The organism is Xylophilus sp. (assembly GCA_009914555.1).
Classification (GTDB): Bacteria; Pseudomonadota; Gammaproteobacteria; order Burkholderiales; family Burkholderiaceae_C; genus WNDY01.
Genome location: WNDY01000024.1, coordinates 1 through 25588 on the forward strand (window position 1 = coordinate 1; position 25588 = coordinate 25588).

General features: G+C 68.0%; 24 protein-coding genes and 1 tRNA gene. 17 read left to right on the forward strand and 8 right to left on the reverse strand.

Annotated elements, in window-relative coordinates:
* Positions 1-317: 317 nt before the first annotated feature.
* The gene (locus GAK38_RS12100) at positions 318-545 is read right to left on the reverse strand and encodes a hypothetical protein (protein ID WP_325344435.1); all 228 of its coding nucleotides are present in this window, start codon (positions 543-545) and stop codon (positions 318-320) included.
* Positions 546-1012: 467 nt separating this feature from the next.
* A complete protein-coding gene (locus GAK38_RS12105) occupies positions 1013-1342 on the reverse strand; it encodes a hypothetical protein (RefSeq protein ID WP_325344437.1) in 330 nt (109 codons plus the stop codon).
* A gap of 109 nt (positions 1343-1451) precedes the next feature.
* Here GAK38_RS12105 and GAK38_RS12110 point away from each other — a divergent pair, with 109 nt between their 5' ends.
* Positions 1452-1889 carry a MerR family transcriptional regulator gene (locus tag GAK38_RS12110; protein ID WP_325344439.1) on the forward strand — a complete coding sequence of 146 codons (438 nt, stop codon included), beginning with the start codon at positions 1452-1454 and terminating at the stop codon, positions 1887-1889.
* Positions 1890-1952: 63 nt separating this feature from the next.
* On the opposite strand, the gene GAK38_RS12115 is transcribed toward GAK38_RS12110, so the two are convergent.
* The 3 genes from GAK38_RS12115 to GAK38_RS12125 form a co-directional block, all read right to left on the reverse strand.
* A tRNA-Ser gene (locus GAK38_RS12115) sits at positions 1953-2043 on the reverse strand.
* A gap of 41 nt (positions 2044-2084) precedes the next feature.
* Complete coding sequence (locus GAK38_RS12120; RefSeq protein ID WP_325344440.1) at positions 2085-3002, reverse strand: SPFH domain-containing protein; 918 nt, start codon at positions 3000-3002, stop codon at positions 2085-2087.
* 38 nt (positions 3003-3040) lie between these two features.
* Complete coding sequence (locus GAK38_RS12125) at positions 3041-3466, reverse strand: NfeD family protein (protein WP_325344442.1); 426 nt, start codon at positions 3464-3466, stop codon at positions 3041-3043.
* A gap of 147 nt (positions 3467-3613) precedes the next feature.
* Between GAK38_RS12125 and GAK38_RS12130 the strand changes: the two genes are divergently transcribed.
* A complete protein-coding gene (locus GAK38_RS12130; RefSeq protein WP_325344444.1) occupies positions 3614-5968 on the forward strand; it encodes an arginine/lysine/ornithine decarboxylase in 2355 nt (784 codons plus the stop codon).
* Positions 5965-6849: a cation diffusion facilitator family transporter gene (locus GAK38_RS12135; RefSeq protein WP_325344446.1), complete on the forward strand. Its 885-nt coding sequence runs from the start codon at positions 5965-5967 to the stop codon at positions 6847-6849. Before GAK38_RS12130 ends, GAK38_RS12135 begins: the two co-directional genes overlap by 4 nt.
* Before the next feature lie 80 nt (positions 6850-6929).
* Here the strand turns inward: GAK38_RS12135 and fabI are convergent, their stop codons facing one another.
* Entirely contained in the window at positions 6930-7721 is a 792-nt protein-coding gene (gene fabI / locus GAK38_RS12140) for an enoyl-ACP reductase FabI (protein WP_325344448.1), read from the reverse strand.
* An 83-nt stretch (positions 7722-7804) separates the two neighbouring features.
* On the opposite strand from fabI, the gene GAK38_RS12145 reads away from it, so the two are divergent.
* The 6 genes from GAK38_RS12145 to GAK38_RS12170 are packed head-to-tail and all read left to right on the forward strand — an operon-like array spanning position 7805 to position 14064.
* Entirely contained in the window at positions 7805-9562 is a 1758-nt protein-coding gene (locus GAK38_RS12145) for an extracellular solute-binding protein (protein WP_325344450.1), read from the forward strand.
* Positions 9563-9580: 18 nt separating this feature from the next.
* Positions 9581-10621, forward strand: a complete 1041-nt coding sequence (locus GAK38_RS12150; protein ID WP_325344452.1) for a microcin C ABC transporter permease YejB — start codon at positions 9581-9583, stop codon at positions 10619-10621.
* A 55-nt stretch (positions 10622-10676) separates the two neighbouring features.
* Positions 10677-11006 (forward strand): type II toxin-antitoxin system Phd/YefM family antitoxin, encoded by a 330-nt coding sequence (locus tag GAK38_RS12155; protein WP_325344454.1) that lies wholly within the window; start codon positions 10677-10679, stop codon positions 11004-11006.
* Between the two features lie 6 nt (positions 11007-11012).
* Positions 11013-11417 carry a PIN domain-containing protein gene (locus GAK38_RS12160; RefSeq protein WP_325344456.1) on the forward strand — a complete coding sequence of 135 codons (405 nt, stop codon included), beginning with the start codon at positions 11013-11015 and terminating at the stop codon, positions 11415-11417.
* Positions 11414-12454 carry an ABC transporter permease gene (locus GAK38_RS12165; protein WP_325344458.1) on the forward strand — a complete coding sequence of 347 codons (1041 nt, stop codon included), beginning with the start codon at positions 11414-11416 and terminating at the stop codon, positions 12452-12454. Before GAK38_RS12160 ends, GAK38_RS12165 begins: the two co-directional genes overlap by 4 nt.
* Complete coding sequence (locus GAK38_RS12170) at positions 12451-14064, forward strand: ABC transporter ATP-binding protein (protein WP_325344459.1); 1614 nt, start codon at positions 12451-12453, stop codon at positions 14062-14064. Before GAK38_RS12165 ends, GAK38_RS12170 begins: the two co-directional genes overlap by 4 nt.
* Here GAK38_RS12170 and GAK38_RS12175 read toward each other — a convergent pair.
* Entirely contained in the window at positions 14055-14420 is a 366-nt protein-coding gene (locus GAK38_RS12175) for a FlxA-like family protein (protein ID WP_325344461.1), read from the reverse strand. The genes GAK38_RS12170 and GAK38_RS12175 overlap by 10 nt on opposite strands.
* 139 nt (positions 14421-14559) lie before the next feature.
* Between GAK38_RS12175 and GAK38_RS12180 the strand changes: the two genes are divergently transcribed.
* From GAK38_RS12180 to GAK38_RS12215, 8 genes are all read left to right on the forward strand, one after another.
* The gene (locus tag GAK38_RS12180; RefSeq protein WP_325344463.1) at positions 14560-15261 is read left to right on the forward strand and encodes a c-type cytochrome; all 702 of its coding nucleotides are present in this window, start codon (positions 14560-14562) and stop codon (positions 15259-15261) included.
* A 14-nt stretch (positions 15262-15275) separates the two neighbouring features.
* Positions 15276-16553: a c-type cytochrome gene (locus tag GAK38_RS12185; protein WP_325344465.1), complete on the forward strand. Its 1278-nt coding sequence runs from the start codon at positions 15276-15278 to the stop codon at positions 16551-16553.
* A gap of 79 nt (positions 16554-16632) precedes the next feature.
* Positions 16633-17016 (forward strand): thioredoxin family protein, encoded by a 384-nt coding sequence (locus GAK38_RS12190; RefSeq protein ID WP_325344467.1) that lies wholly within the window; start codon positions 16633-16635, stop codon positions 17014-17016.
* 174 nt (positions 17017-17190) lie between these two features.
* The gene (locus tag GAK38_RS12195) at positions 17191-20085 is read left to right on the forward strand and encodes a 2-oxoglutarate dehydrogenase E1 component (RefSeq protein ID WP_325344469.1); all 2895 of its coding nucleotides are present in this window, start codon (positions 17191-17193) and stop codon (positions 20083-20085) included.
* A 64-nt stretch (positions 20086-20149) separates the two neighbouring features.
* Positions 20150-21382: a 2-oxoglutarate dehydrogenase complex dihydrolipoyllysine-residue succinyltransferase gene (gene odhB, locus GAK38_RS12200; protein ID WP_325344471.1), complete on the forward strand. Its 1233-nt coding sequence runs from the start codon at positions 20150-20152 to the stop codon at positions 21380-21382.
* Between the two features lie 74 nt (positions 21383-21456).
* Positions 21457-22887, forward strand: coding sequence for a dihydrolipoyl dehydrogenase (lpdA, locus tag GAK38_RS12205; protein WP_325344472.1), 1431 nt, complete (start codon positions 21457-21459; stop codon positions 22885-22887).
* On the forward strand, positions 22887-24005 hold the full coding sequence (gene zapE, locus GAK38_RS12210) for a cell division protein ZapE (protein ID WP_325344473.1): 1119 nt from the start codon (positions 22887-22889) through the stop codon (positions 24003-24005). The genes lpdA and zapE overlap by 1 nt, the downstream gene beginning before the upstream one ends.
* 65 nt (positions 24006-24070) lie before the next feature.
* Complete coding sequence (locus tag GAK38_RS12215) at positions 24071-24775, forward strand: hypothetical protein (RefSeq protein ID WP_325344474.1); 705 nt, start codon at positions 24071-24073, stop codon at positions 24773-24775.
* 12 nt (positions 24776-24787) lie between these two features.
* Here GAK38_RS12215 and GAK38_RS12220 read toward each other — a convergent pair whose 3' ends face one another.
* Entirely contained in the window at positions 24788-25546 is a 759-nt protein-coding gene (locus GAK38_RS12220) for a PP2C family protein-serine/threonine phosphatase (RefSeq protein ID WP_325344475.1), read from the reverse strand.
* Positions 25547-25588: the final 42 nt, after the last annotated feature.

Below are 25588 nucleotides of genomic sequence, written 5' to 3' on the forward strand. Positions count from 1 at the left end.
CCGTGGATACTGCCTGCGACTGGACGGGGCCAATCCTTGTCCACGATGGCGACACGCTGTCGGACGCCACGGCCAAGGAAATTCTGGCGTATGACCAGGCCGGCGCCAAGCGCTGCGGGTGGAAACCAAAGGGCAAATAGGGGTTGTCCTGGGACAAATCTTGGGACAAATCGGGGGATAGCAGGAGTAAGCGAGTGTGCAAACCCCTGCAAAATCAATGCTTCCAATCCCCCTATATCCCCTCCAATCCCCTATAATTTGGGTTCGAGTCCCATCAGCCACCCCACACGGATAAAGGCGCTGGTGCTATCAAAAGCCTAGCGCTTTTTGCTTTTTATTCCCACCGTGGGAATATTCTCGTCACAGCGCATCGCGCTTGACAGTCTGTGTTCGGTCATAGACCCGGGCCGTGGTCTCTCGGTTTTGTGCAGGTCCGGCAGCGTTCCATGCGCCTGCTTGTGCATGGTGACGTAGTAGCTCCGCAGATCATGGAAGGTGAATCGGTCCTCGGCCGCGATGACCTTTTCCTCCAGCGCCTGCGCCACGCTGCGCTGCCACAGGTCTTGAATCCGAGGGCGCTGTAGGCGTTGTTGTCGCGCGTCGGGAAGACATAGAGACAATCCAGCCCGCGCTCGGCCCGCAGCGCCTTGAGGCGGTCTATGAGCGCCTGCAATCTCGGCGTGATGGCGATGGCCTCGATGACTTCGCCGCGCAGCTTGCCGCGCTGCTTTGCCCGCGCACGACCTTGGCTGTCTCGTTGATCTGCGGCCACGACAAGTCCAAGAACTCGACCTTGCGGCTACCCGCCAGGCTGCAATACTCGGCCGCCATCCCGATGATCCGGCGCTGGGGAGTCTGCTGCTCCAGCCATGCCAAAAAGCGGGCCAGTACCGCCGGGTCAACTGCCTTCGTGCGGGCCTGCCCCCCATGAGGCTCCACGTCCTTTGTTGCATTCAGGCGACACGCGCCAAGCTTCATCGCGTGGCCGAACAAGCGGGATAGCAACGCCTTCTCAATGTCCGCTTTTCGCCCCCAACTGTTCAAACAGCACGTCTGCTGCGTCTCGTGCTGCGGTATCGGGTGCGACGATCGTGAGGATAAGCCTGTCAGCACGCTCATCGAGGTCGAAGTTGAGGAACACGCAGCAAGCCTGCTCGTTGTGGACGAGTTTCCGAACGTCACTACGCGCCGCAGGCTGATACTCAAGCGTCAGTGCAAGATCGCTGCGTCGTGACGACATGAGCGATCTTGCATTGAGGTCGGCTATCCACGCGATCCTTTCCTTGAACGAGCCGGTGTCCAGCGTGCAGGCGATCGGCGGCGCAGTAGGTATGTCGTTCATCTCGTTCTCCCTTGTCTTCATAGCAGCGATCTGTGGCGTTTCCTGCTGGTACAGAGATACGACTTCAAGCAACTTCAAGTTCAAGAGGCTATTTTCCGAGGATTCGCAGATGCCTGAATTGAACTTTGGTGAACTCGCCGAACGCACTGGAACGAACACGCCGACGATCCGCTACTACGAGGGGATCGGGCTGTTGCCGCGGCCCGACCGCCAGGAGGGCAATCAACGCCGTTATGGCGACGACGCCGTGAAGCGGTTGACCTTCATTCGGCGCTGCCGGGACTGCGGCTTCTCGATCGAACAGGTACGAACGCTGACGTCGCTCATGCAGGATCGGGACCGATCCTGTTTCGAGGCCCGGGACTTGGCACACGGGCACTTGAAGGAGGTGCAAGCGAAACTGAAGGAACTGAGGGAGCTTGAGAAGAACATTGCGAGCTTCGTAGAGAGTTGCAACGTCGCTTATGGGGGCGGCCCAGCCCCCTATTGCATCATCCTGGAAGACGTCGCGTGCGTAAAATCGGTCGCCATGGCGCAAGGTGCCTGAACTAAACCATATCGCCTATCGGTTCGTAAGCGACCAATCTTTGCGGCAATCGGCGGCGTCTTCTGGCGGAGAGGGCGGGATTCGAACCCGCGGTGGGCTATTAACCCACACACGCTTTCCAGGCGTGCGACTTAAACCGCTCATCCACCTCTCCGGAGCCGGCCATTGTAGCAGCGCTTCGACGCCTTTTCGGCCTCACGCGGCAGGCCGGCTCCCCTGCACCAGCTTCATCGCCGAGCCGATCAGGGCCGAGACCTCGGTCATGTTGCTCGGTACGATCAGCGTGGTCTTGGCGTCGGCCGCCACCTTGCCGTAGGCTTCGACCGCCTTCTCGGCGACCTTGAGCTGCACCGCCTGGTCGCCGCCGGGCTGGCGGATGGCGGCAGCCACGCGCTCGATGGCCTGGGCGGTCGCATCGGCCACGGCGGTGATGGCGGCGGCCTCGCCCTGGGCGGCGTTGATCGCGGCCTGCTTCTCGCCCTCGGAGCGGGCGATGAAGGCCTCGCGCTCGCCGGTGGCGATGTTGATCTGCTCCTGCCGGCGGCCCTCAGATGCGGCGATCAGCGCACGCTTCTCGCGCTCGGCGGTGATCTGGGCCTGCATGGCGCGCAGGATCTCGCTGGGCGGCGTCAGGTCCTTGATCTCGTAGCGCAGCACCTTCACGCCCCAGTTGAGCGCGGCCTCGTCGATGGCGGCGACCACCTGAGCGTTGATGATGTCGCGCTCCTCGAAGGTCCTGTCGAGTTCGAGCTTGCCGATCACGCTGCGCAGCGAGGTCTGGGCGAGCTGGGTCACGGCGGTGATGTAGTTCGACGAGCCGTAGCTCGCGCGCATCGGGTCGGTCACCTGGAAGTACAGGATGCCGTCGACCTGCAGCTGCGTGTTGTCGCGCGTGATGCAGACCTGGCTTGGCACGTCGAGCGGGATTTCCTTGAGGCTGTGCTTGTAGGCCACGCGGTCGATGAAGGGCATGAGGAAGTTCAGCCCCGGCGTGAGCGTGCCGGCGTACTTGCCCAGGCGCTCCTTGACCCAGGCGTTCTGCTGGGGCACGACCTTGATCGACTGGCTGACGAAGATTGCGGCGATGACGAAGATGACGATGGCGATTTCCATGTTCGTTCCCTCTTTCCTTTCGTGCTTGTGCCCGTGAATCAGAGCTTGTCGACCAGCAGCCGGTTGCCTACGATCTCGCTGACGCGGTGCACGCCGGTGGAAGGCGCGTTGCCGGGCCGCAGCACCGCCGTCCACTGCGCGCCGCGGTAGCGCACCGGCGCCGTGCCGTCGGCCGCCCAGGCGTCGATGACGACCGAGGCGCCAACGTCGAGGTTGACGTCCGGGTTGCCCGAAGCCGGCGGTGCGGCCGGCCGACGCCTGCGGATGAAATACCAGGCTGCGACGCCGCCGCCGCCGGCTGCGGCCGAGATGACGATCTGTACCGCAAGCGCCAAGCCCGCATGTGCTGCCAGCGCACCCACGGCGAAGCCGAGACCCAGGATGAGCAGGTAGAAGGTGCCGCTCAGAAGCTCGATGGCGATGGCCCCGCCCGCCAGCAGCCACCAGATGGTCGATTGCGCCATGTCCTTGTGTCCTTCGTATGTCTTGCCCGCGCGACATTGTGGGTCATGTGCGGTTTCTTCCAAAGCCGGGAAACCGTTATTCCGTACACTTCGCGGCTATTTGCTTATGGGGCCCGGAAAGGGCCGCCTTTCGCTCGGAGAGTCCGCATGAAATTCCGCTTCCCCATCGTCATCATCGACGAGGACTTCCGCTCCGAGAACACCTCGGGCCTGGGCATCCGCGCCCTGGCCCAGGCGATCGAGAGCGAGGGCTTCGAGGTGCTCGGCGCCACGAGCTATGGCGACCTGAGCCAGTTCGCGCAGCAGCAAAGCCGCGCCAGCGCCTTCATCCTGTCGATCGACGACGAGGAGTTCACCGCCGGCCCCGACCTCGACCCGGCCGTGCTGAACCTGCGCACCTTCATCGCCGAGGTGCGGCGCAAGAACCTCGAGGTGCCGATCTACATCTACGGCGAGACCAAGACATCGCGCCACATACCGAACGACATCCTGCGCGAGCTGCACGGCTTCATCCACATGTTCGAGGACACGCCGGAGTTCGTGGCCCGCCACATCATCCGCGAGGCCAGGGCATATTTGGAGAGCGTGCAGCCGCCGTTCTTCAAGGCGCTGCTCGACTATGCGGAAGACGGCTCCTATTCGTGGCACTGCCCGGGCCATTCGGGCGGCGTGGCCTTCCTCAAGAGTCCGGTCGGCCAGATGTTCCACCAGTTCTTCGGCGAGAACATGCTGCGCGCCGACGTCTGCAACGCCGTGGAGGAACTGGGCCAGCTGCTCGATCACACCGGCCCGGTGGCCGAGAGCGAGCGCAATGCGGCGCGCATCTTCAACGCGGATCACTGCTTCTTCGTGACCAACGGCACGAGCACGAGCAACAAGATGGTCTGGCACCACACGGTGGCACCGGGCGACGTGGTGGTGGTGGACCGCAACTGCCACAAGTCCAACCTGCACGCGATCATCATGACCGGGGCCATCCCTGTGTTCCTGAAGCCCACGCGCAACCACTTCGGCATCATCGGCCCGATCCCGCGCTCGGAGTTCGACGTGGAGGCGATCAAGGCCAAGATCCGGGCCAATCCGCTGCTCAAGGGCGTGGATGCGGACAAGGTCAAGCCGCGCATCCTCACGCTCACGCAGTCGACCTACGACGGCGTGGTCTACAACACCGAGACGATCAAGCAGGCGCTCGACGGCTACGTCGACACGCTGCACTTCGACGAGGCCTGGCTGCCGCACGCGGCCTTCCATCCGTTCTACGGGCCCTACCACGCGATGGGCAAGAAACGCGCGCGGCCGAAGGAAACGCTGGTCTTCTCGACGCAGTCGACCCACAAGCTGCTGGCCGGCATCAGTCAGGCCAGCCACGTGCTGGTGCAGGATTCGCAGCACCGCAAGCTCGACCGGCATCTGTTCAACGAGGCCTATCTGATGCACACCTCGACCTCGCCGCAGTACGCGATCATCGCGAGCTGCGACGTGGCCGCCGCGATGATGGAGCCGCCCGGCGGCACCGCGCTGGTGGAGGAGAGCATCCTCGAAGCGCTGGACTTCCGCCGTGCCATGCGCCAGGTCGCGGCCGAGTTCGGCGAGAACGACTGGTGGTTCACGGTCTGGGGCCCCGAGAAGCTGGCCGACGAAGGCATCGGCACCGCCGACGACTGGATCATCAAGGGCGAGGAGCGCGACGCCAAGTGGCACGGCTTCGGCACGCTGGCCGACGGCTTCAACATGCTCGACCCGATCAAGGCGACCATCGTCACGCCGGGCCTGGACATGGACGGCAGCTTCGCCGAGTCGGGCATTCCCGCGAGCATCGTCACCAAGTTCCTGGCCGAGCACGGCGTGATCGTGGAGAAGACCGGGCTCTACAGCTTCTTCATCATGTTCACCATCGGCATCACCAAGGGCCGCTGGAACACGCTGCTCACCGCCCTGCAGCAGTTCAAGGACGACTACGAGAAGAACCAGCCGATGTGGCGCATCCTGCCGGAGTTCTGCCAGCAGCACCGGCGCTACGAGCGCATGGGCCTGAAGGACCTCTGCCAGCACGTGCACACCATGTACGCGGAGTACGACGTCGCGCGCCTGACGACCGAGATGTACCTGAGCGACCTCGAGCCCGCGATGACGCCGAGCGACGCCTATGCCCACATCGCGCACCGCAAGACCGAGCGTGTGGCCATCGACGAGCTCGAAGGCCGCATCACCACGAGCCTGATCACGCCGTACCCGCCGGGCATTCCACTGCTGATCCCCGGCGAGGTGTTCAACAGGAAGATCGTCGACTACCTCAAGTTCTCGCGCGAGTTCAGCGCCAAGTGCCCGGGCTTCGAAACCGACATCCACGGCCTGGTGGAACTGGAGGACGAGAACGGCCACGTGCGCTACTACGCCGACTGCGTGGCCCGCCCCGGCCGCAGGACGGACGAGCGCGATCCGCCCAAGGCCGAGGAACTGGTCGAGGTCGGCAACGACGGTCCCTACGGCCGCAAGGTGTGACCGCGCCGGCGCCGCGGCGGCTGCTGCAGGTGTCGATCGCCGTCGCGGTCGCCACCATCGCGCTCAAGACGGCCGCGTGGTACGTCACCGGATCGGTCGGACTGCTGTCCGATGCGATGGAGTCCTTCGTCAACCTGGCCAGCGCCACCTTCGCGCTGGCCATGGTGGCCGTGGCCGAGCGGCCGGCCGACGAGGACCATCCGTTCGGCCATTCCAAGGCCGAATACTTTTCCTCCGGCTTCGAAGGCATCCTGATCCTGGGTGCGGCCATCGCCATCATCGGCGCGGCCGTGCTGCGCCTGCGCGAACCGCAGCCGCTGGAGCAGGTGGGCTGGGGCCTGGCGCTGTCGGTGCTGAGCTCGGCCCTCAACGGCGGGCTGGCCGGGGTGATGCTGCGCGCGGCCAGGGCGCAGCGTTCGATCGCGCTGGAGGCCGACGCGCACCACCTGTTCACCGACGTATGGACCTCCGCCGGCGTGGTCGTCGGCATCGGCGCCGTGGGGCTCACGGGATGGCTGTGGCTGGACCCGGTGGTCGCCATTGGCGTGGCGCTCAACATCGTCTGGGTCGGAGGCCGGCTCATCTGGCGCTCGTCGCAGGGCCTGATGGACGAGGCCGTGGAGCCCGAGGCACAGGCGGCGATCACGGATGTATTGGAGCGGCTGGCCGTAGCGCCGGTGCGCTTCGATCACCTGCGCACGCGCCGCGCGGGACAGCGGCTGTTCGCCGACCTGCACATGCACGTGCCGGCAAACTGGACGCTGGGGGAGGCCGCGGCACGCCGCGCCGCGGTGGAGCAGGCCCTGATCGACGCGGTGCCGGGCCTGCGGGCCAGCATTCAGTTGTTACCGAGCGATGCCGAAGTCGTGGCGCAGCCCTGAGGTTTTGGATACTGGAGGGGGGTAGGTGGCTGAAGCCGGCGGATTTTGCCGGCCTGCAGCCTATACTCCCCTATCGGTCATCAGCCGATGCTATCCCGGCTGATGCCGCCGGTCTGGCTGAAGCCGCCGTCCACGTAGAGAATCTCGGCCGTGACGCCGCTGGCCAGGTCGCTGAGCAGGAAGGCGGCGGCGTTGCCCACGTCGTCGATCGTCACGTTGCGGCGCAGCGGCGAGGCGCTGGCCACGGTGCCCAGCAGCTTGCCGAAGTCCTTGATGCCGCTGGCGGCCAGGGTCTTGATCGGGCCGGCGCTGATGCCGTTGGCGCGGATGCCCTTGGGGCCCAGCGATTCGGCCAGGTAGCGCACGCTGGCTTCGAGACTGGCCTTGGCCAGGCCCATCGTGTTGTAGTTGGGCACCGCGCGCAGGGCGCCCAGGTAGCTCAGCGTCAGCACCGAGGCGCCAACGTTCAGATAGGGCAGGGCGGCCTTGGCCAGCGCCGGGAAGCTGTAGGCGCTGATGTCGTGGGCGATGCGGAACGATTCGCGCGACAGGCCGTCGAGGAAGTCGCCGGCGATGGCCTCGCGCGGCGCGAAGCCGATGCTGTGCACGAAGCCGTCGAACTTCGGCCACGCCTGGCCCAGGTCGGCGAACAGCTTCTCGATCTGGGCGTCGTCGCCGACATCGCAGTCGAACACCAGCGTCGAATCGAATTCGGCCGCGAACTCGGTGATGCGGTCCTTGAAGCGCTCGCCCACGTAGCTGAAGGCCAGCTCGGCGCCCTGCGCATGGGCGGCCTTCGCGATGCCGTAGGCGATGGAGCGGTTGGACAGCACGCCGGTGATCAGCAGCTTCTTGCCTGTCAGGAATCCCATATAAGTTCTTTCGGAATTTCGTGGATCGGATCGCGCAGAATTGTCGCATGCGAGGTCTGCTGCTCTGCCTGCTCCTTCTGCCGATGCCGCTTTGGGCCGCGCACGCCTATGCGCAGTTCGGCGACGTGAAGTACCCGCCCGGGTTCTCCCACTTCGACTACGTGAACCCCGACGCGCCCAAGGGTGGCGAGATCCGCATCGTGCCGCCGACGCGGCCGACCAACTTCGACAAGTTCAACCCGTTCACGCTCAAGGGCACGGCGCCCTACGGCATCGGCACGCTGATGTTCGAGAGCCTGCTCGCCGGCAATGCCGAGGAGCCGACCACCGCCTACGGCCTGCTGGCAGAGGACGTCGAGGTCGCGCCCGACCGGCGGTCGGCCATCTTCCGGCTGCGCGCGGAGGCGCGGTTCAACGACGGCTCGCCGGTCGCCGCGGCCGACGTGGTGCATTCCTTCGCCACGCTGACCGGCAAGCTCGCCGCGCCGCAGTACCGCACGATCTATGCCGAGGTGCAGCGCGCCGTCGCGGTCGACGCCCGCACCGTGCGCTTCGACTTCGCGAGCGCCAACCGCGAGCTGCCGCTGGTCGTGGGCGGCATGCCGGTGTTCAGCCGCGCCTGGGGCGCAGGCAAGCCGTTCGACCAGATCGTGACCGAGCTGCCGGTCGCCTCCGGCCCCTACACGATTCCCGGCGTGCGGCTGGGCCGCGATGTGACCTACCAGCGCCGCGCCGACTACTGGGGCTGGCAGCTTCCGGTGCGCCGCGGCTTCTTCAACTTCGACCGCATCGTCTACAAGGTCTACCTTGACGACACCTCGCGCTTTGAGGGGCTCAAGGCCGGCGAGTTCGACTTCATGCGCGAGTTCGTCTCGCGCAACTGGGCGCGGCAGTACACCGGAAAGCAGTTCGACTCGGGCGAACTGAAGAAGCGCGCGTTCGAGAACGGCAATCCCGGCGACTTCCAGGGCTACATCTTCAACCTGCGCCGTCCCATGTTCCAGGACGTGCGGGTGCGCCAGGCCATCGGGCTCGCGATGGACTTCGAGTGGCTCAACCGGCAGCTGTTCTACGGGCTCTACAAGCGCGTGGTGGGCTACTTCCCGAACAGCGAGTTCCATGCCGAGGGGCTGCCGAAGCCCGACGAACTCGCGCTGCTGGAGCCGCTGCGTGCGCAGCTGCGGCCCGAGGTCTTCGGCCCGGCGCCGGTGCCGCCCTCGACCGAGCCGCCGGGCAGCCTGCGCGCGAATCTGCGCCGCGCGCGTGCGCTGCTGGCCGAGGCCGGCTGGACCTACCGGGACGGCGCGCTGCGCAACGCCCGGGGCCAGCCGATGGTCATCGAATTCCTCAACGACCAGCCCTCGCTGATCCGCGTGGCCACGCAGCTGCAGACGGCGCTGGAAAAGCTCGGCATCCGGCTCGAATTCCGCACCGTCGATTTCTCGCTGTCGCAGCAGCGCATGGAGAACTTCGACTTCGACATGACCAGCATGCGCCTGCCTGGCAGCACCGCGCCGGGCGGCGAACTGCTGGAGCTGTTCGGCTCGGAGGCCGCGCGTACGCCGGGCTCCTCCAACTACTGGGGCATCGCCGACCCGGCCGTCGATGCGCTGGTGCGCAAGGTGGTCGCGGCGACCACGCGGCCCGAGCTCGCGGCGGCGATGCGCGCGCTCGACCGCGTGCTGTCGCACGGCCACTATTCGATACCGCAGTATTACGGCGACGCCTTCCTGATCGGCTACCGGCCGCGGCCGTTTGGCCTGCCGGCGGTGATCCCGCCCTACTACGGCCCGGATACCTGGGCCAGTAGCACCTGGTGGCGCGCGGATGGCGCGCGCTAGCAGCCCATACCCCCGACCATGGCCTCCTACATCCTCAAGCGCCTGCTGCTCATGGTGCCCACGCTGCTGGGCGTGCTGCTGCTGACCTTCGTGACGATCCAGTTCGTGCCCGGCGGGCCGGTGGAGCAGATGGTGGCGCAGCTGCAGGGGCGCGATTCCGGCGGCGAACGTGCGGCCGCGGCCGGCGCGGGCTACCGCGGCCGCCAGGGGCTCGACGAGACGCGCATCAAGGAAATCCGCGCGCTCTACGGCTTCGACAAGCCGCCGGTCGAGCGCTTCTGGAGCATGCTGAAGTCCTTCGCCACCTTCGACCTCGGCCGCAGCTTCTACCAGCACAAGGGCGTGTGGGAGCTGGTCAAGGAGAAGCTGCCGGTCTCGATCAGCCTGGGCCTGTGGACCTTCTTCATCAGCTACCTGATCGCCGTGCCGCTCGGCGTGGCCAAGGCGGTGCGCGCGGGCACGCGGTTCGACTTCGTGACCACGCTGGTCGTGCTGGTGGGCTATGCGATCCCCGGCTTCGTCCTCGGCGTGGCGCTGCTCGTGGTGTGCGGCGGGCAGCTGCAGTGGTTCCCGCTGCGCGGGCTGACCTCGGCGAACTGGGAGTCGCTGGGCTGGGGCGGCAAGGTGGTGGACTACCTCTGGCACATCACGCTGCCGGTCACGGCCATGGTGTTCGGCAGCTTCGCGGTGACGGCCATGCTGACCAAGAACTCGTTCCTGGAGGAGATCCGCAAGCAGTACGTGCTCACCGCGCGCGCCAAGGGCCTCACCGACCGGCAGGTGCTCTGGCGCCATGTGTTCCGCAACGCGCTGATACCGATCATCACCGGCTTTCCGGCCGCGTTCATCGGCGCCTTCTTCACCGGCTCGCTGCTGATCGAGACGCTGTTCTCGCTCGACGGGCTGGGGCTGCTGAGCTATGAGAGCGTGATCCGGCGCGACTATCCGGTGGTGCTGGGCACGCTCTACCTGTTCACGCTGATCGGCCTGGTGACCAAGCTCGTGAGCGACCTCTGCTACGTCTGGGTCGATCCGCGGGTGAAGTTCGAGGCGGCATGATGGACATGTTGCGTGGCAAAATGTCCAACTTTGATTTTCTTCTGGAGGTGATGCCATGAGCTGGAACATCGCCAATGCCAAGCAGCAGTTCTCCGAAGTCGTCCGCCTCGCCGTCGAGGAGCCGCAGGCCATCTACAACCGCGACAAGCCGGTGGCCGTCCTGATTTCTGCCGACGAGTTCGAGAAGTTCAAGCAGTGGAAGGAGGCGCAGAGGCGGCCGACGATCTCCGAGCTTTTCGCCGACATCCGCGCCGCGCTGATCGCCGAGGGCGCGGAGGACGGCATCGAGCTTCCGCCGCGCACCACGCGCCCCAACCCGATGGTGGACGATCCCCATTATTGGGACGAGCCGCAAGACGCACCGGCCTCCGGGGCGAAGCGCTGATCCGCCGTGTACCTCGCCGATACCAACGTCATCAGCGAACTGATGCGCCCCGTGCCGCATGCGGGTGTGCAGCGATGGGCGGACGGACTCGACCATGCGGCAGCTTTTGCGGCCTCGGTCGTCTCGTTCGATGAAATCATCTTCGGCCTCACGCACAAGCCCCGGCCGAATTCGCTCGAGCGCTTCAACGTGCTGGCCGCGCATTGCGTCGTGCTGGACGTGACGGAAACCATCGCGCGCCGCGCTGGCGAGATACGCGGCCTGCTCGCCCAGCGCGGCAAGGTGTGCGAGCAGGCCGACATGCTCATCGCCGCCACCGCCCAGGTCCACGCGATCACGCTGGTCACGCGCAACGTGCGCGACTTCGACGGCTGCGGCATCGTCATGCTCAATCCTTTCGAGGCCGGATGACGACGCCCGCGCCATCCCGCTCGCCCGCCCGCCGCGCCTGGCGGCGCTTCCGCCGCAACCGGCTGGGCTTCTGGAGCCTCGTGCTGTTCTCCACGCTCGTCGTGCTGAGCCTGTTCGCCGAGGTGCTGTCCACCGACCGGCCGCTCGTCGTGCGCTACCAGGGGCAGACCTACTTCCCGGTGCTGCGCGACTATGCAGAGACCACCTTCGGCGGCGACTTCGACACGCCGGCCGACTACCTCGACCCGTACATCCGCGAGCGCATCACCACGGGCCGCAACTGGGCCGTCTACGCGCCCAACCGCTACGGCCCGCGCACGCTCAACTACTTCGCCGCCGCGCCGAACCCGGCCGCGCCGTCGGCCCAGAACTACTTCGGCACCGACGACCGCGGCCGCGACCTGCTCGCGCAGCTGATCTACGGCTTTCGCGTGAGCGTGCTGTTCGGCCTCGCGCTCACGGCCATCGGCGTGGTGCTCGGCATCGTCACCGGCGCCGTCCAGGGCTACTTCGGCGGGCGCACCGACCTCTCGTTCCAGCGCTTCATCGAAATCTGGGGCTCGATGCCCGAGCTCTACCTGCTCATCATCTTCTCGGCCATCTTCGCGCCGAGCGTGGCGCTGCTGCTGGTGCTGCTGTCGCTGTTCGGCTGGATGGGGCTGTCGGACTATGTGCGCGCGGAGTTCCTGCGCAACCGCCAGCTCGACTACGTGAAGGCCGCGCGCGCGCTGGGCGTCAGCAACTGGCAGATCATCCGCCGCCACATCCTGCCCAACAGCATGGTGCCGGTCGTCACCTTCCTGCCGTTTCGCATGAGCGCGGCCATTCTCGCGCTGACCTCGCTGGACTTCCTCGGCCTCGGCGTGCCGCCGGGCACGCCCTCGCTCGGCGAACTGCTCAACCAGGGCAAGGCCAACATCGACGCCTGGTGGATCTCGATCTCCACGTTTGGCGTGCTGGTGCTCACGCTGCTGCTGCTGACCTTCATGGGCGACGCGCTGCGCGATGCGCTCGACCCCCGAAAAGCCGCCCCATGACCGAAGAAGAAACTTTGCTCGACGTGCGCGGCCTGCGCATCTCCTTCGACGGCACGCCGGTCGTGCACGGCATCGACTTCCATGTCGCCGCCGGCGAGAAGCTTGCGCTCGTCGGCGAATCGGGCTCGGGCAAGACCGTCTCGGCGCTCGCGCTGCTGCGGCTCGCGGGCGATGCCGCGATCGATGGCACCGCCCGGTTCGCGGGCCGCGATCTGCTCGCGCTGCCCGAGCGCGCGCTGCGCGCGGTGCGTGGCGGCGAGATTGCCATGGTTTTCCAGGAGCCGATGACCGCGCTCAACCCGCTCATGACCATCGGCGCGCAGATCGCCGAGGTGCTGCAGTTGAAGCGCGCCTTCACCCGTGCCGAGGCCGCGGCCGAGGTGCAGCGCCTGCTGGCCGACACCGGCATTCCCGAGCCGGCGCGGCGCGCGCGCGCCTACCCGCACCAGCTCTCGGGCGGCCAGCGCCAGCGCGCGATGATCGCCATGGCGCTCGCGAGCCAGCCGAAGCTGCTGCTGGCCGACGAGCCGACCACCGCGCTCGACGTCACGCTGCGCGTGCAGATCCTCGACCTGCTGGCCGACCTGCAGCGCCGCACCGGCATGGCCGTGCTGATCATCACCCACGACCTGCACCTGGTGCGCCGCTTCGCCGACCGCGTGGCGGTCATGGAGGCCGGCCGCATCGTCGAGCACGGGCCGGTGGCCGAGGTGTTCGCCCGGCCGCAGCATGCCTATACGAAAAAACTCCTGGGGAGTACTCCATCTCGCGCGCTTGACCAGCGCGCGCTACAGGAGGATACCCCCGCCATCATCGAGGCGCGCGACCTGCGCGTGCGCTACCCGGTGCCGCGGCCGGGCCTGCGCGGCTGGTTCGGCCACGACTGGTTCACCGCGGTGCAGGGCGCGGATCTGCGCCTTGCGGCCGGCCGCACGCTGGGCATCGTCGGCGAATCGGGCTCGGGCAAGTCGAGCCTGGCGCAGGCGGTGCTCGGCCTGCTGCCCAGCGACGGCGCGCTGCGCATCGCCGGCCAGGCCTGGCACGGCGGCGGGCTGCGCAACGATGCGGGCAACCGGGCGCTGCGCCGCGCGGTGCAGGTGGTGTTCCAGGACCCGTTCTCGTCGCTGTCGCCGCGCCTCACGGTCGAGGAGATCGTCGGCGAGGGCCTGCGCGTGCATGAAGACGGGCTGGATGCCGCCGCGCGCCGCGAGCGCGTGCGCGCCGCGCTCGACGACGTGGGCCTGACCGAGGAGCGCTTCCCCGGCCTGCTCGGCCGCTATCCGCACGAGTTCTCCGGCGGCCAGCGGCAGCGGCTGGCGATTGCGCGGGCGCTGGTCATCGGCCCGCAGGTGCTGGTGCTCGACGAGCCCACGAGCGCGCTCGACGTCACCGTCCAGAAGCAGGTGCTCGGGCTGCTGCAGCGCCTGCAGCGCGAGCGCGGGCTGGCCTACCTGCTCATCACCCATGACGTGGACGTGATCCGCGCCATGGCGCACGAGGTGCTGGTGATGAAGGACGGCGCCGTGGTCGAAGCCGGCCCGTTCGACCGGGTCCTGGATGCGCCGCAGCATCCCTACACGCAGCGGCTGGTGGCCGCGGCTCAGGCGTAGGTATCGACGTTCTCGCCCAGGCCGGGCGGGTTGCTCTTCTGTTGCGGCTGCTTGTCGGCCGAGACCGGCGCCGCGCCGTCGGCCTCGCGCGCCGCGTCGGCCTTTTCCTGCAGTTGCTGCAGCTCCTGCTGCTTCTGGCGCTGGATCGCGGCGATCTGCGCCTGCACGGCCTGGATCTGCGCCTGGAGCAGCTGCGTCTTCTGCTGCTTGGCCTGGGCGTCAAGGCTGGTGTCGGTGGTGGTGTCCTTGAGTTCCTGCGTCAGCTCGCGCAGCTGCTTCTGCAGCGCCGCGGTGTCGCTGCTGCTTCCCGAGCTGGCGGAGGTCGAGGTCGATGAGGAGACGGCGGAGACTTGCATGTCTGCCTTATCGGCCAGGAGCGCCGGAAATCAAGCGGCATTTCGTATCGGCCACGTACCACCGCGGGGTCGCCCCATGGGCGGCCGGCTGCCGGTTGGCTAGAGTCGGCGCATGCCCGCGATAAAGAACACAACGGGGATGATGCTGCTGCTGGCCCTGGCGCTGCTGTCCGCGCGGCCGGCCGCCGCCCAGGGGGTGCCGGCGCCCGATACGCTGGCCAGCCGTGTGCTGGCCTGCACCGCCTGCCACGGCCGCGAGGGGCGGGCCACGCCGCAGGGCTACTCCCCGCGCATCGCGGGCAAGCCGGCGGGCTATCTCGCCAACCAGCTGCTCAACTTCCGCGAAGGCCGGCGCAACTACCCGCTCATGGCCTCCCTGATCGAGCACATGACGGACGACTACCTGCGCGAGATCGCCGGCTACTTCGCCGCGCAGGACATTCCGTATCCGCCGCCGCCCCCGCCCCAGGCCGGCGCGCAGGTGCTGGTCCGCGGCGAGGCGCTGGTGCGCCAGGGCGACGCCGCCCGCGGCATCCCGGCCTGCGCGGCCTGCCACGGCCGCGCGCTGACCGGCGTGGCGCCGTCCATCCCCGGCCTGCTCGGGCTGCCGCGCGACTACCTCAACGGCCAGCTCGGCGCCTGGCAGGCCGGCCAGCGCCGCGCCCAGGCGCCGGACTGCATGGCCGACGTCGCCCGCCGGCTGGCGCCGGAGGACGTCGGCGCCGTCACGGCCTGGCTGGCGGCCCAGCCGGTGCCGGGCGGCGGCAAGCCGGCCGCCGCATTGCCGGCGCCGATGCCTGCGCGTTGCGGTGGTGTCGTGGGGGCGGGGGTATCGCCTTGAAGTTGGCGACTGTCATGCGCATTACGCTGGTCCTGGCAGCAGTATGTGTTCTGCTGCTCGCGGTGCCGCTGGCGCGGGATCTGCTGGGCGGGGGTGAACTGCCCGCCGTGCCGGCCCCGGCGACGGCCGACGCCGCCCAGGCCGCGCGCGGCGCCTACCTGGCGCGCGTCGGCAACTGCGACTCCTGCCACACGGTGCCGGGCGGTGCGCCGTTCGCCGGCGGCCGCGCGATCGAAACGCCCTTCGGCGCGGTCCATGCGTCCAACCTCACGCCCCATGCGACCGGGCTGGCCGGCTGGTCGGCCGATGCGTTCTGGCGGGCGCTGCACGAAGGCCGCTCGCGCGACGGCCGGCTGCTGTATCCGGCGTTCCCGTACACCAGCTACACCCATGTCACGCGCGAGGACAGCGACGCGCTCTTCGCCTATTTCCAGAGCCTGCCGCCGGCAGACCAGCCCAGGCGGCCGCATGCGCTGCGCTTTCCGTTCGATACGCAGCTGGCGCTGGCTGCATGGCGCGCGCTGTTCTTCCGCCCGGGCAGCGGCGCGCCCGAGCCGGCCGACGCGGCCCGGCCGGCCGAGTGGCGGCGCGGCGCCTACCTGGTGCGCGGCCTGGGCCATTGCAGCGCCTGCCATACCGCACGCAACGCGCTGGGCGCCAGCAGCGAGCGGCTGGCACTCAGCGGCGGCCTGATCCCGGTGCAGAACTGGTATGCGCCGGCGCTCAACGACGAGGCCGAGGCCGGTGTCGCCCACTGGCGCCTGGAGGAGGTCGAGGCGCTGCTGCGCACCGGCGTGGCGCCGCGCGGCTTGGCCGTCGGCCCGATGGCGGAAGTCGTCTTCCGCAGCACCCAGTACCTGGACGACGGCGACCTGCGCGCCATGGCTACCTTTCTGCGCGCGCTGCCGCAGCAGCCGGCGCCGGCGCCGCGGGCCTTCGACCCGGCACCGCCGGCCGTGCTGCAGCGCGGGGCGGCGTTGTATACGCGCCACTGCGCGGACTGCCACGGCGCGCAGGGACAGGGCACGCCCGGCGCCTTTCCGCCGCTGGCCGGCAACCGGGCGGTGACGATGACCCAGCCCGCCAACGTGCTGCGCATGATCCTCCAGGGCGGCTATGCGCCGGCCACGGCCGGCAACCCGCGGCCGCACGGCATGCCGCCCTTCACCCAGGTGCTGGGCGACGAGGACGTGGCCGCGGTCGCCAGCTACATCCGGAGTGCCTGGGGCCACCGCGCGGCGCCGGTGGGTGCGCTCGATGTCGCCCGGGCCAGGGAGCGCAGGGGATCTTGAGCGACGTCAGTGCCGGCGCATGGCTGCCGTGTAGCATCCACCTTCCGTTTCTTCCTGGATCTGAAAAGGCTTGCAAGCAATGCCGCAATGGTGGGTCGTCTGTCTGTGCGCCGACTGGTGCGGCGTCTGCCGGGAGTACCGCGCGACCTTCGACGCGGTCGCGGCCCAGCATCCGGACGTGCGCTTCCTCTGGGTGGACGTGGAGGACGAGGACGAACTCGTCGGCGACCTCGACGTCGAGACATTCCCGACCATTCTGGTCGGCGGCGAGGGCCGGGCGCGGTTCCTGGCGCCGGTGCTGCCGCACGGCGAGGCGCTGTCGCGGCTGCTGGCCAGCCTGCGCGAGCCGGGCGCATCTGCCGCCGGGGCGGGCGCCGAGGCGCAGGAGGTCTTCGCGCGCATCCAGGCCCTGTTCCAGGCAGCCGGCGATGAAGGCCGCACGACGGCCCGCGCAAGCCCCTGACGCCAGCGCAGCCCGCGTTTGCTCGTACCGGCGGCCCGTTGTTCGGTGGCACAATGGCGCCCGCAAACAGGCCCTTCCCAATTCACAGTCGCATCCGCCAATCGGTTCAGCCGTGTCGCGGAAGGTTTTCTTACCAGCTAATGCTTCCCCCAGGGAAGCGGAGGTCAGCGGAACATGAGTGATCAGTCCCTGCAGGCAGCGCTCGGCTCTGTCTACGATGCCTACCAGGCCAACACCTACCTCTTCGGCGGCAACGCGCCCTACGTTGAGGAACTGTACGAGAACTACCTCGCCAACCCTGGCAGCGTGCCGGACAACTGGCGCGAATACTTCGATGCGCTGCAGCACGTGCCCGCGGCCGACGGCTCGGCCGCCAAGGACGTAGCCCACCTGCCGGTCATCAACGCCTTCGCGGAGCGTGCCAAGCAGGGCCAGACCCGCGTCGTCCAGGCCAGCCCCGACGTCGAACTGGGCCGCAAGCGCACCGCCGTCCAGCAGCTGATCGCCGCCTACCGCAACGTCGGCGCTCGCTGGGCCGACCTCGACCCGCTCAAGCGCACCGAGCGCCCGGCCATCCCCGAGCTGGAGCCGTCGTTCTACGGCTTCACCGACGCCGACCAGGAAACCGTGTTCGACACCAGCAACACGTTCTTCGGCAAGGACACCCTGTCGCTGCGCGACCTGATCAACGCGCTGCGCGAAACGTATGCCGGCACCATCGGTGCCGAGTACAACTACATCACCGACCAGGACCAGAAGCGCTGGTGGCAGCAGAAGCTCGAAAGCATCCGCAGCAAGCCCCAGTTTCCGGCCGAGAAGAAGAAGCGCATCCTCGAACGCCTGACGGCCGCCGAAGGCCTGGAGCGCTTTCTGCACACCAAGTACGTCGGCCAGAAGCGCTTCTCGCTCGAAGGCGGCGAGAGCTTCATCGTCTCGCTCGACGAGCTGATCAACCAGGCCGGCGCCAAAGGCGTGCAGGAGGTCGTGATCGGCATGGCCCACCGCGGCCGCCTCAACGTGCTGGTCAACACCCTGGGCAAGGCCCCGCGCGACCTGTTCGCCGAGTTCGACCACACCGCACCCGAGGACCTGCCCAGCGGCGACGTGAAGTACCACCAGGGCTTCAGCTCCGACGTCTCCACGCCCGGCGGCCCGGTGCACCTGAGCCTGGCGTTCAACCCGTCGCACCTCGAGATCGTCAACCCCGTGGTCGAAGGCTCGGTGCGCGCCCGCATGGACCGCCGCGGCGACCACCAGGGCAAGCAGGTGCTGCCGGTGCTGGTGCACGGCGACGCGGCCTTCGCCGGCCAGGGCGTCGTCATGGAGACGCTGGCGCTGGCCGAGACCCGCGGCTACTTCACCGGCGGCACGGTCCACATCGTCATCAACAACCAGATCGGCTTTACCACCAGCGACCCGCGCGACGCGCGCTCCACGCTGTACTGCACCGACATCGTCAAGATGATCGAGGCGCCGGTGCTGCACGTCAACGGCGACGATCCGGAAGCCGTGGCCCTGGCCACGCAGCTCGCGCTGGAGTTCCGCGCCGAGTTCAAGAAGGACGTGGTCGTCGACATCATCTGCTTCCGCAAGCTGGGCCACAACGAGCAGGACACGCCCTCGCTGACCCAGCCGCTGATGTACAAGAAGATCGCCAAGCACCCCGGCACGCGCAAGCTGTACGCCGACAAGCTGGCGACCCAGGGCCTGGGCGAGACGCGCGGCGACGACCTCGCCAAAGCCTACCGTGCCGCGCTCGACGAAGGCAAGCACACGGTCGATCCGGTGCTGACCAACTTCAAGAGCCAGTACGCCGTCGACTGGAGCCCCTACCTCGGCAAGAAGTGGACCGACGCCGGCGACACCGCCATCCCGCTGACCGAATGGAAGCGCCTGGCCGAGCGCGTCACGACCATTCCCGCCAGCGTCACGCCGCACCAGCTGGTCAAGAAGGTGTACGACGACCGCGCCGCCATGGGCCGCGGCGAGATCAACGTCGACTGGGGCTTCGGCGAGACGATGGCCTACGCGTCCATCGTCGCCAGCGGCTACCCGGTGCGCCTGTCGGGCGAGGACTGCGGCCGCGGCACGTTCACCCACCGCCATGCGGTCGTGCACGACCAGAACCGCGAGAAGTTCGACGAGGGCATCTACATTCCGCTGAACAACGTGGCCGACAAGCAGGCCCCGTTCGTCGTGATCGACTCGATCCTGTCAGAAGAGGCCGTGCTCGGCTTCGAATACGGCTACGCATCGAACGACCCGAACACGCTTGTGATCTGGGAGGCCCAGTTCGGCGACTTCGCCAACGGCGCCCAGGTCGTGATCGACCAGTTCATCGCCTCGGGCGAAGTGAAGTGGGGCCGCGTCAACGGCCTGACCATGCTGCTGCCGCACGGCTACGAGGGCCAGGGCCCGGAACACAGCTCGGCGCGCCTGGAACGCTTCATGCAGCTGTCGGCCGACACCAACATCCAGGTCGTGCAGCCCACCACGGCCAGCCAGATCTTCCACCTGCTGCGCCGCCAGATCGTGCGCCCGCTGCGCAAGCCGCTGATCGTCTTCACGCCCAAGTCGCTGCTGCGCAACAAGGATGCGACCTCGCCGCTCGCCGAGTTCACCAAGGGCAGCTTCCAGACCGTCATCTCCGAGCAGAACGAAGACGTGGTGCGCCATGCCGACAAGGTCAAGCGCATCGTCGTCTCGTCGGGCAAGGTGTACTACGACCTGGCCAAGAAGCGTGCCGAGAAGGGCCACGACGACGTGGCGCTGATCCGCGTGGAACAGCTCTACCCGTTCCCGCACAAGGCCTTCGCCGCCGAGATCAGGAAGTATCCGAACGCCGCCGAAGTGGTCTGGGCGCAGGACGAGCCCCAGAACCAGGGCGCCTGGTTCTTCGTGCAGCACTACATCCACGAGAACCTGCAGGACGGCCAGAAGCTCGGCTACTCCGGCCGCGCCGCCTCGGCATCGCCGGCCGTCGGCTACTCGCACCTGCACCAGGAGCAGCAGAAGGCGCTGGTCGAAGGCGCGTTCGCCAAGCTCAAGGGCTTCGTGCTGACCAAGTAACCCACCCGCGGCCGGGGCGCGTCGCGCCCCGGTCCGGCCCCTACGCAACGGAAGAATTCACAAAATGGCAATCGTAGAAGTCAAGGTCCCCCAGCTGTCCGAGTCCATCGCCGAGGCGACGCTGCTGCAATGGAAGAAGAAGCCCGGCGAAGCCGTCGCCGCCGATGAAATCCTGATCGAGATCGAGACCGACAAGGTCGTGCTCGAAGTGCCCGCACCGTCGGCCGGCGTGCTGACCGAGCTGGTCGTGGCCGACGGCGGAACCGTCGTGTCCGAGCAGGTCATCGCCAGGATTGACACCGAGGCCGTCGCCGGCGCCGCCGCGCCGGCCGCTGCCGCACCGGCGCCCGCTGCTGCCCCGGCAGCCGGCGGTTCCAAGGGCGACGTGGCCCTGCCCGCCGCTGCCAAGCTGCTGGCCGAGAACAACCTCAAGGCCACCGACGTGGCCGGCTCCGGCAAGGACGGCCGCGTGCTCAAGAACGACGTGGTCAACGCCGTCGCCGCTGGCGCCAAGGCCCCGGCCGCAGCGCCTGCAGCCGCGGCCAAGCCGGCGCTGCAGCAGGTGGCCGCTCCGGTCGCTCCGGTCAACCTGGGTGACCGTCCGGAGCAGCGCGTGCCGATGACCCGCCTGCGTGCCCGCGTGGCCGAGCGCCTGCTGCAGTCGCAGTCCACCAACGCCATCCTGACCACCTTCAACGAGATCGACTTCTCAGCCGTGGTCGAACTGCGCAAGCGCTTGCAGGACTCCTTCACCAAGGAGCACGGCGTCAAGCTCGGCTTCATGAGCTTCTTCGTCAAGGCGGCCGTGCACGCCCTCAAGAAGTTCCCGATCCTGAATGCATCGGTCGACGGCAACGACATCATCTACCACGGCTACTTCGACATCGGCGTGGCCGTGGGCAGCCCGCGCGGCCTGGTGGTGCCGGTCCTGCGCAACGCCGACCAGCTGAGCTTCGCTGACATCGAGAAGAAGATCGCCGAGTTCGGCCAGAAGGCCAAGGACGGCAAGCTGGGCCTTGAAGAGTTGTCGGGCGGCACCTTCACCATCTCCAACGGCGGCACCTTCGGCTCCCTGCTGTCGACCCCGATCATCAACCCGCCGCAGTCGGCCATCCTGGGCGTGCACGCCACCAAGGACCGCGCCGTCGTGGTCAATGGTCAGGTCGTGGTGCGCCCGATCAATTTCTTCGCCCTGTCGTACGATCACCGCATCATCGACGGCCGCGAAGCCGTGCTGGGTCTGGTCGCGATCAAGGACGCGCTGGAAGACCCGTCGCGCCTGCTGTTCGATATCTAAACCCATCCCTCGGGGCGGGCGGCGTGCCGTGCGGCAGCGCCGCCCGCCCCTTTTCACAGGAAAGAATCAACACCATGTCCCAACAACAATTCGACGTCGTCGTGATCGGCGGCGGCCCCGGCGGCTACATCGCGGCCATCCGCGCGGCGCAGCTCGGCTTCAAGGTCGCTGCCATCGACGAGTGGAAGAACGACAAGGGCGGCCCGGCCCTCGGCGGCACCTGCACCAATGTTGGCTGCATCCCGTCGAAGGCGCTGCTGCAGTCGTCGGAGCACTACGAACACGCCGGCAAGCACTTTGCCGAGCACGGCATCGGCGTGCAAGGCCTGTCGCTGGACCTGGCCAAGCTGGTCGGCCGCAAGGAGACCGTCGTCAAGCAGAACAACGACGGCATCCAGTACCTGTTCAAGAAGAACAAGGTCACCTTCTTCCACGGCCGCGGCTCGTTCGTCGCGGCCAGGGATGGCAGCTACGAGATCAAGGTCGCGGGCGCCAAGGAAGAGACCGTGTTGGCCAAGCACGTCATCGTGGCTACCGGCTCCAATGCCCGCGCCCTGCCGGGCGCGCCGTTCGACGAGGAAACCATCGTGTCGAACGATGGCGCCCTGCGCTTCACCGAAGTGCCGAAGAAGCTCGGCGTGATCGGCTCCGGCGTCATCGGCCTGGAACTGGGCTCGGTCTGGCGCCGCCTGGGTGCGGACGTCACCATCCTCGAAGGCCTGCCGACCTTCCTGGCCGCTGCCGACGAGCAGGTCGCCAAGGAAGCCAAGAAGGCCTTCGACAAGCAGGGCCTGAAGATCGAGCTCGGCGCCAAGGTCGGCGAGATCAAGGCCGGCAAGAAGGGCGTGAGCATCGCCTGGACCGATGCCAAGGGTGAAGCCCGGACGCTGGAGGTCGACAAGCTGATCGTCTCGATCGGCCGCGTGCCCAACACCGTCGGCCTCAACGCCGAAGCCGTGGGCCTGAAGCTCGACGAGCGCGGCGCCATCGCGGTCGACGACGACAACCGCACCAACCTGCCGGGCGTCTGGGCCATCGGTGACGTGGTGCGCGGCCCGATGCTCGCGCACAAGGCCGAGGAAGAGGGCGTGGCCGTGGCCGAGCGCATCGCCGGCCAGCACGGGCACGTCAACTTCGCAACGATCCCCTGGGTCATCTACACCAGCCCCGAGATCGCCTGGGCCGGCAAGACCGAGCAGCAGCTCAAGGCCGAAGGCCGCGCCTACAAGCCGGGCTCGTTCCCGTTCCTGGCCAACGGCCGCGCCCGCGCGCTGGGCGACACGACCGGCTTCGTCAAGATCCTGGCCGACGCCACGACCGACGAGATCCTGGGCGTGCACATCGTCGGCCCGCAGGCCAGCGAGTTGATCGCCGAGGCCGTGCTCGCGCTCGAGTTCAAGGCCAGCGCCGAGGACATCGCCCGCACGACGCATGCCCATCCGTCGCTGTCGGAGGCGACCAAGGAAGCCGCGCTGGCCGTCGACAAGCGTACGCTCAACTTCTGATGGCGGCCGAGCAGGCCGCGGGGGCGGTGCGCGCGGCCTACCAGGCCGAACTGCAGACCCGCGGCTTCCAGAGCGACCCCGCGCAGCTGCGCGCGGTGGACGCGCTGCAGCGCTGCGCCGACGACTGGGCTGCTTACAAGGCCCGCCGCTCCACCGCGATCAAAAAGCTCTTCAACCGCCCCGAGATTCCGCGCGGCGTCTACATGTACGGCGGCGTGGGGCGCGGCAAGAGCTTCCTCATGGACTGCTTCTTCAACGCCGTGCCGCTGCGCCGCAAGGTGCGGCTGCACTTTCACGAGTTCATGCGCGAGGTCAACCGCGAACTCGTCGGCTTGCAGGGCACGGTCAATCCGCTGGACGTGCTAGGCGCCCACATCGCCAGGCGCTACAAGCTCATCTGCTTCGATGAGTTCCACGTCGCCGACATCACCGACGCGATGATCCTGCATCGGCTGCTGGTTTCGCTGTTCGACAACGGTGTCGGTTTCGTGACCACGTCCAACTTCAAGCCCGACGACCTGTACCCCAACGGACTGCACCGCGACCGGATCCTTCCAGCCATCGCGCTGCTCAACGAGCGGCTCGAAGTCGTCAACGTGGACAACGGCACCGACTACCGGCGCCGCACGCTGGAGCATGTGCAGCTTTACCACACGCCGCTGGGGGCCGAGGCCGACGCCCGCATGCGCGAGGCCTTCGAGCACCTGGCAGAGGTGCGTGACGAGGATCCGGTGCTGCACATCGAGGCGCGCGAGATCCGTGCGCTGCGGCGCGCCGGCGGCGTCGTCTGGTTCGACTTCAAGACGCTGTGCGGCGGCCCGCGCTCCCAGAACGACTATCTGGAGATCGCCAGCCGGTTTCACACGGTACTGTTGTCCAACGTGCCCACCATGCCGCCGCGCATGGCCTCGGAGGCCCGGCGCTTCACCTGGCTGATCGACGTGCTGTACGACCGCAGGGTCAAGCTGGTCATCTCGGCGGCCACGCCGCCGGAGCAGCTCTACACTGAAGGGCCGCTCGCGCACGAATTCCCGCGGACGGTGTCGCGGCTCAATGAGATGCAGTCCAAGGAATTCCTGGCGCTCGAGCGGCGGGTGGTCGATACCGGCCTGACCTGACGGCCCGACCGGCATGCTGCTTGCCAGTGGTGAGCGGCGGGCATTTCACCGAGGTAGAACCAACCATGCAATCCCAGTTTTTCATGCGCCGCGGCCGGCGCTGGTGGACGGCCGCCGCCGTCGTGCTGCTGGCGCTGGCCGGCCCCGCAGCGGCGCAGCAGGCCGGCAAGCCGCCAGCGTCGGCCGCGGATGCGGCCGAACGCGCGCGCGCCCAGACCCGCCGCGACGCCGAGCGGCAGCGCATCCAGCGCGAGCGCGAAAAGATCCAGGGCGACCGCAGCAGGGACGAGGCGGCCTGCTACAAGCGCTTCGCAGTGACCGACTGCCTGAGCGAGGTCCGCGCGCGCTACCGCGGTGCGCTGTCCGATCTGCGGCGCCAGGAGATCTCGCTGAACGACGAGGAGCGCCGCGAGCGCGGCGCCGCCCAGCGCGGCCGGGTCGACGAGCGCCTCGAAGAGCAGCAGCGCGACCGCGAACAGCGTGCGCTCGACCGGCAGACCCGGTCGCCGAAGACGCATGCCGACCCGCAGCAGTCCGCCGCCGAGCGCGCGCAGGCAGCGAAGGGCCGCACGGCCCAGCAGCAGCAGCGCAGCCAGGAACGTGAGCAGGCTGCCGCGCAGCGTGCGCAGCGTGCGGCGCAGGCTCCGTCCGAGCGTGCCCGCTTCGAGGAAAAGCAGCGTGCAGCGGCCGAGCACCGCGCCCAGCACGAGAAGGAACAGGCCGAGAAGGCCCGAAAACCCGCGGCCGGATCGCTGCCGGTGCCGCCCTGAGCGGCCGCGCCCTCAGGCCGGCGGCACGGCCTCGACCTTGACGATCACCAGCGACAGGTTGTCGCCGCCTCCGCGCGCCCGCACGCGGGCCTTGTCGATCAGGAATTCGGTCGCCTCGCGCGGCGACAGCGAGGTGACCACGGCCGTCAGCTCGTCGGGCAGGAAGTAGTGCCATATGCCGTCGCTGCAGGCCATGAGCGCGTCGCCCGGCTGCAGCTGGGGTATCAGGTGGGTGGTGGCCGGCGGGTCCTGCTCGGCGCCCAGGCAGCCGATCAGGATGTTGGACTGCGGATGCGACTGCGCCTGCTGTGCGCTGAGCTCGCCGCGGTCCACCAGCGCCTGCACGTAGGAATGGTCGCTGGTGCGGCACAGCAGCCGCCCGCCGTGGAAGTGGTAGATGCGCGAATCGCCGGCATGGACCCAGTGCACGTCGCCGAGCGGATTGACCAGGAAGGCGGCCAGCGTGCTGTGCGGCTCCTGTTCGGACGAGATGGCGGTGAGGCGGATGACGATGTGCGCCTCGCGCACCAGCTGCTGCAGCAGCGCGGCGCCGTCGTCGGTGCCCGGCGCATAGCGCTCGAACAGCTGGCGCGCCGTCAGGATCACCTGGTCGGACGCCTTGCGGCCGCCGCTGCGTCCGCCCATGCCGTCGGCCACCACGCCGAGCAGGCAGCCATGGGCCCGCGGATGGCTCAGCAGGGCCACCTGGTCCTGCTGGTATTCGCGGTCGCCCTTGTGGATGCCGGTGGAGGCGAGAAGTCGGTAGGCCATGTTGACGTGTAGAGCCTCGTATTATTGAACGAGCCAGCGCCC

Bases quoted from the DNA above. Each gene is read 5' to 3' on its own strand.
- GAK38_RS12195 (WP_325344469.1), top strand. From the start codon at position 17,191: ATGAGTGATCAGTCCCTGCAGGCAGCGCTCGGCTCTGTCTACGATGCC.
- GAK38_RS12155 (WP_325344454.1), top strand. From the start codon at position 10,677: ATGAGCTGGAACATCGCCAATGCCAAGCAGCAGTTCTCCGAAGTCGTC.
- GAK38_RS12165 (WP_325344458.1), top strand. From the start codon at position 11,414: ATGACGACGCCCGCGCCATCCCGCTCGCCCGCCCGCCGCGCCTGGCGG.
- GAK38_RS12130 (WP_325344444.1), top strand. From the start codon at position 3,614: ATGAAATTCCGCTTCCCCATCGTCATCATCGACGAGGACTTCCGCTCC.
- GAK38_RS12180 (WP_325344463.1), top strand. From the start codon at position 14,560: ATGATGCTGCTGCTGGCCCTGGCGCTGCTGTCCGCGCGGCCGGCCGCC.
- odhB (WP_325344471.1), top strand. From the start codon at position 20,150: ATGGCAATCGTAGAAGTCAAGGTCCCCCAGCTGTCCGAGTCCATCGCC.
- lpdA (WP_325344472.1), top strand. From the start codon at position 21,457: ATGTCCCAACAACAATTCGACGTCGTCGTGATCGGCGGCGGCCCCGGC.
- GAK38_RS12145 (WP_325344450.1), top strand. From the start codon at position 7,805: ATGCCGCTTTGGGCCGCGCACGCCTATGCGCAGTTCGGCGACGTGAAG.
- GAK38_RS12105 (WP_325344437.1), bottom strand. From the start codon at position 1,342: ATGAACGACATACCTACTGCGCCGCCGATCGCCTGCACGCTGGACACC.
- GAK38_RS12170 (WP_325344459.1), top strand. From the start codon at position 12,451: ATGACCGAAGAAGAAACTTTGCTCGACGTGCGCGGCCTGCGCATCTCC.
- GAK38_RS12150 (WP_325344452.1), top strand. From the start codon at position 9,581: ATGGCCTCCTACATCCTCAAGCGCCTGCTGCTCATGGTGCCCACGCTG.
- zapE (WP_325344473.1), top strand. From the start codon at position 22,887: ATGGCGGCCGAGCAGGCCGCGGGGGCGGTGCGCGCGGCCTACCAGGCC.
- GAK38_RS12125 (WP_325344442.1), bottom strand. From the start codon at position 3,466: ATGGCGCAATCGACCATCTGGTGGCTGCTGGCGGGCGGGGCCATCGCC.
- GAK38_RS12120 (WP_325344440.1), bottom strand. From the start codon at position 3,002: ATGGAAATCGCCATCGTCATCTTCGTCATCGCCGCAATCTTCGTCAGC.
- GAK38_RS12110 (WP_325344439.1), top strand. From the start codon at position 1,452: ATGCCTGAATTGAACTTTGGTGAACTCGCCGAACGCACTGGAACGAAC.
- GAK38_RS12175 (WP_325344461.1), bottom strand. From the start codon at position 14,420: ATGCAAGTCTCCGCCGTCTCCTCATCGACCTCGACCTCCGCCAGCTCG.
- fabI (WP_325344448.1), bottom strand. From the start codon at position 7,721: ATGGGATTCCTGACAGGCAAGAAGCTGCTGATCACCGGCGTGCTGTCC.
- GAK38_RS12190 (WP_325344467.1), top strand. From the start codon at position 16,633: ATGCCGCAATGGTGGGTCGTCTGTCTGTGCGCCGACTGGTGCGGCGTC.
- GAK38_RS12185 (WP_325344465.1), top strand. From the start codon at position 15,276: ATGCGCATTACGCTGGTCCTGGCAGCAGTATGTGTTCTGCTGCTCGCG.
- GAK38_RS12220 (WP_325344475.1), bottom strand. From the start codon at position 25,546: ATGGCCTACCGACTTCTCGCCTCCACCGGCATCCACAAGGGCGACCGC.
- GAK38_RS12215 (WP_325344474.1), top strand. From the start codon at position 24,071: ATGCAATCCCAGTTTTTCATGCGCCGCGGCCGGCGCTGGTGGACGGCC.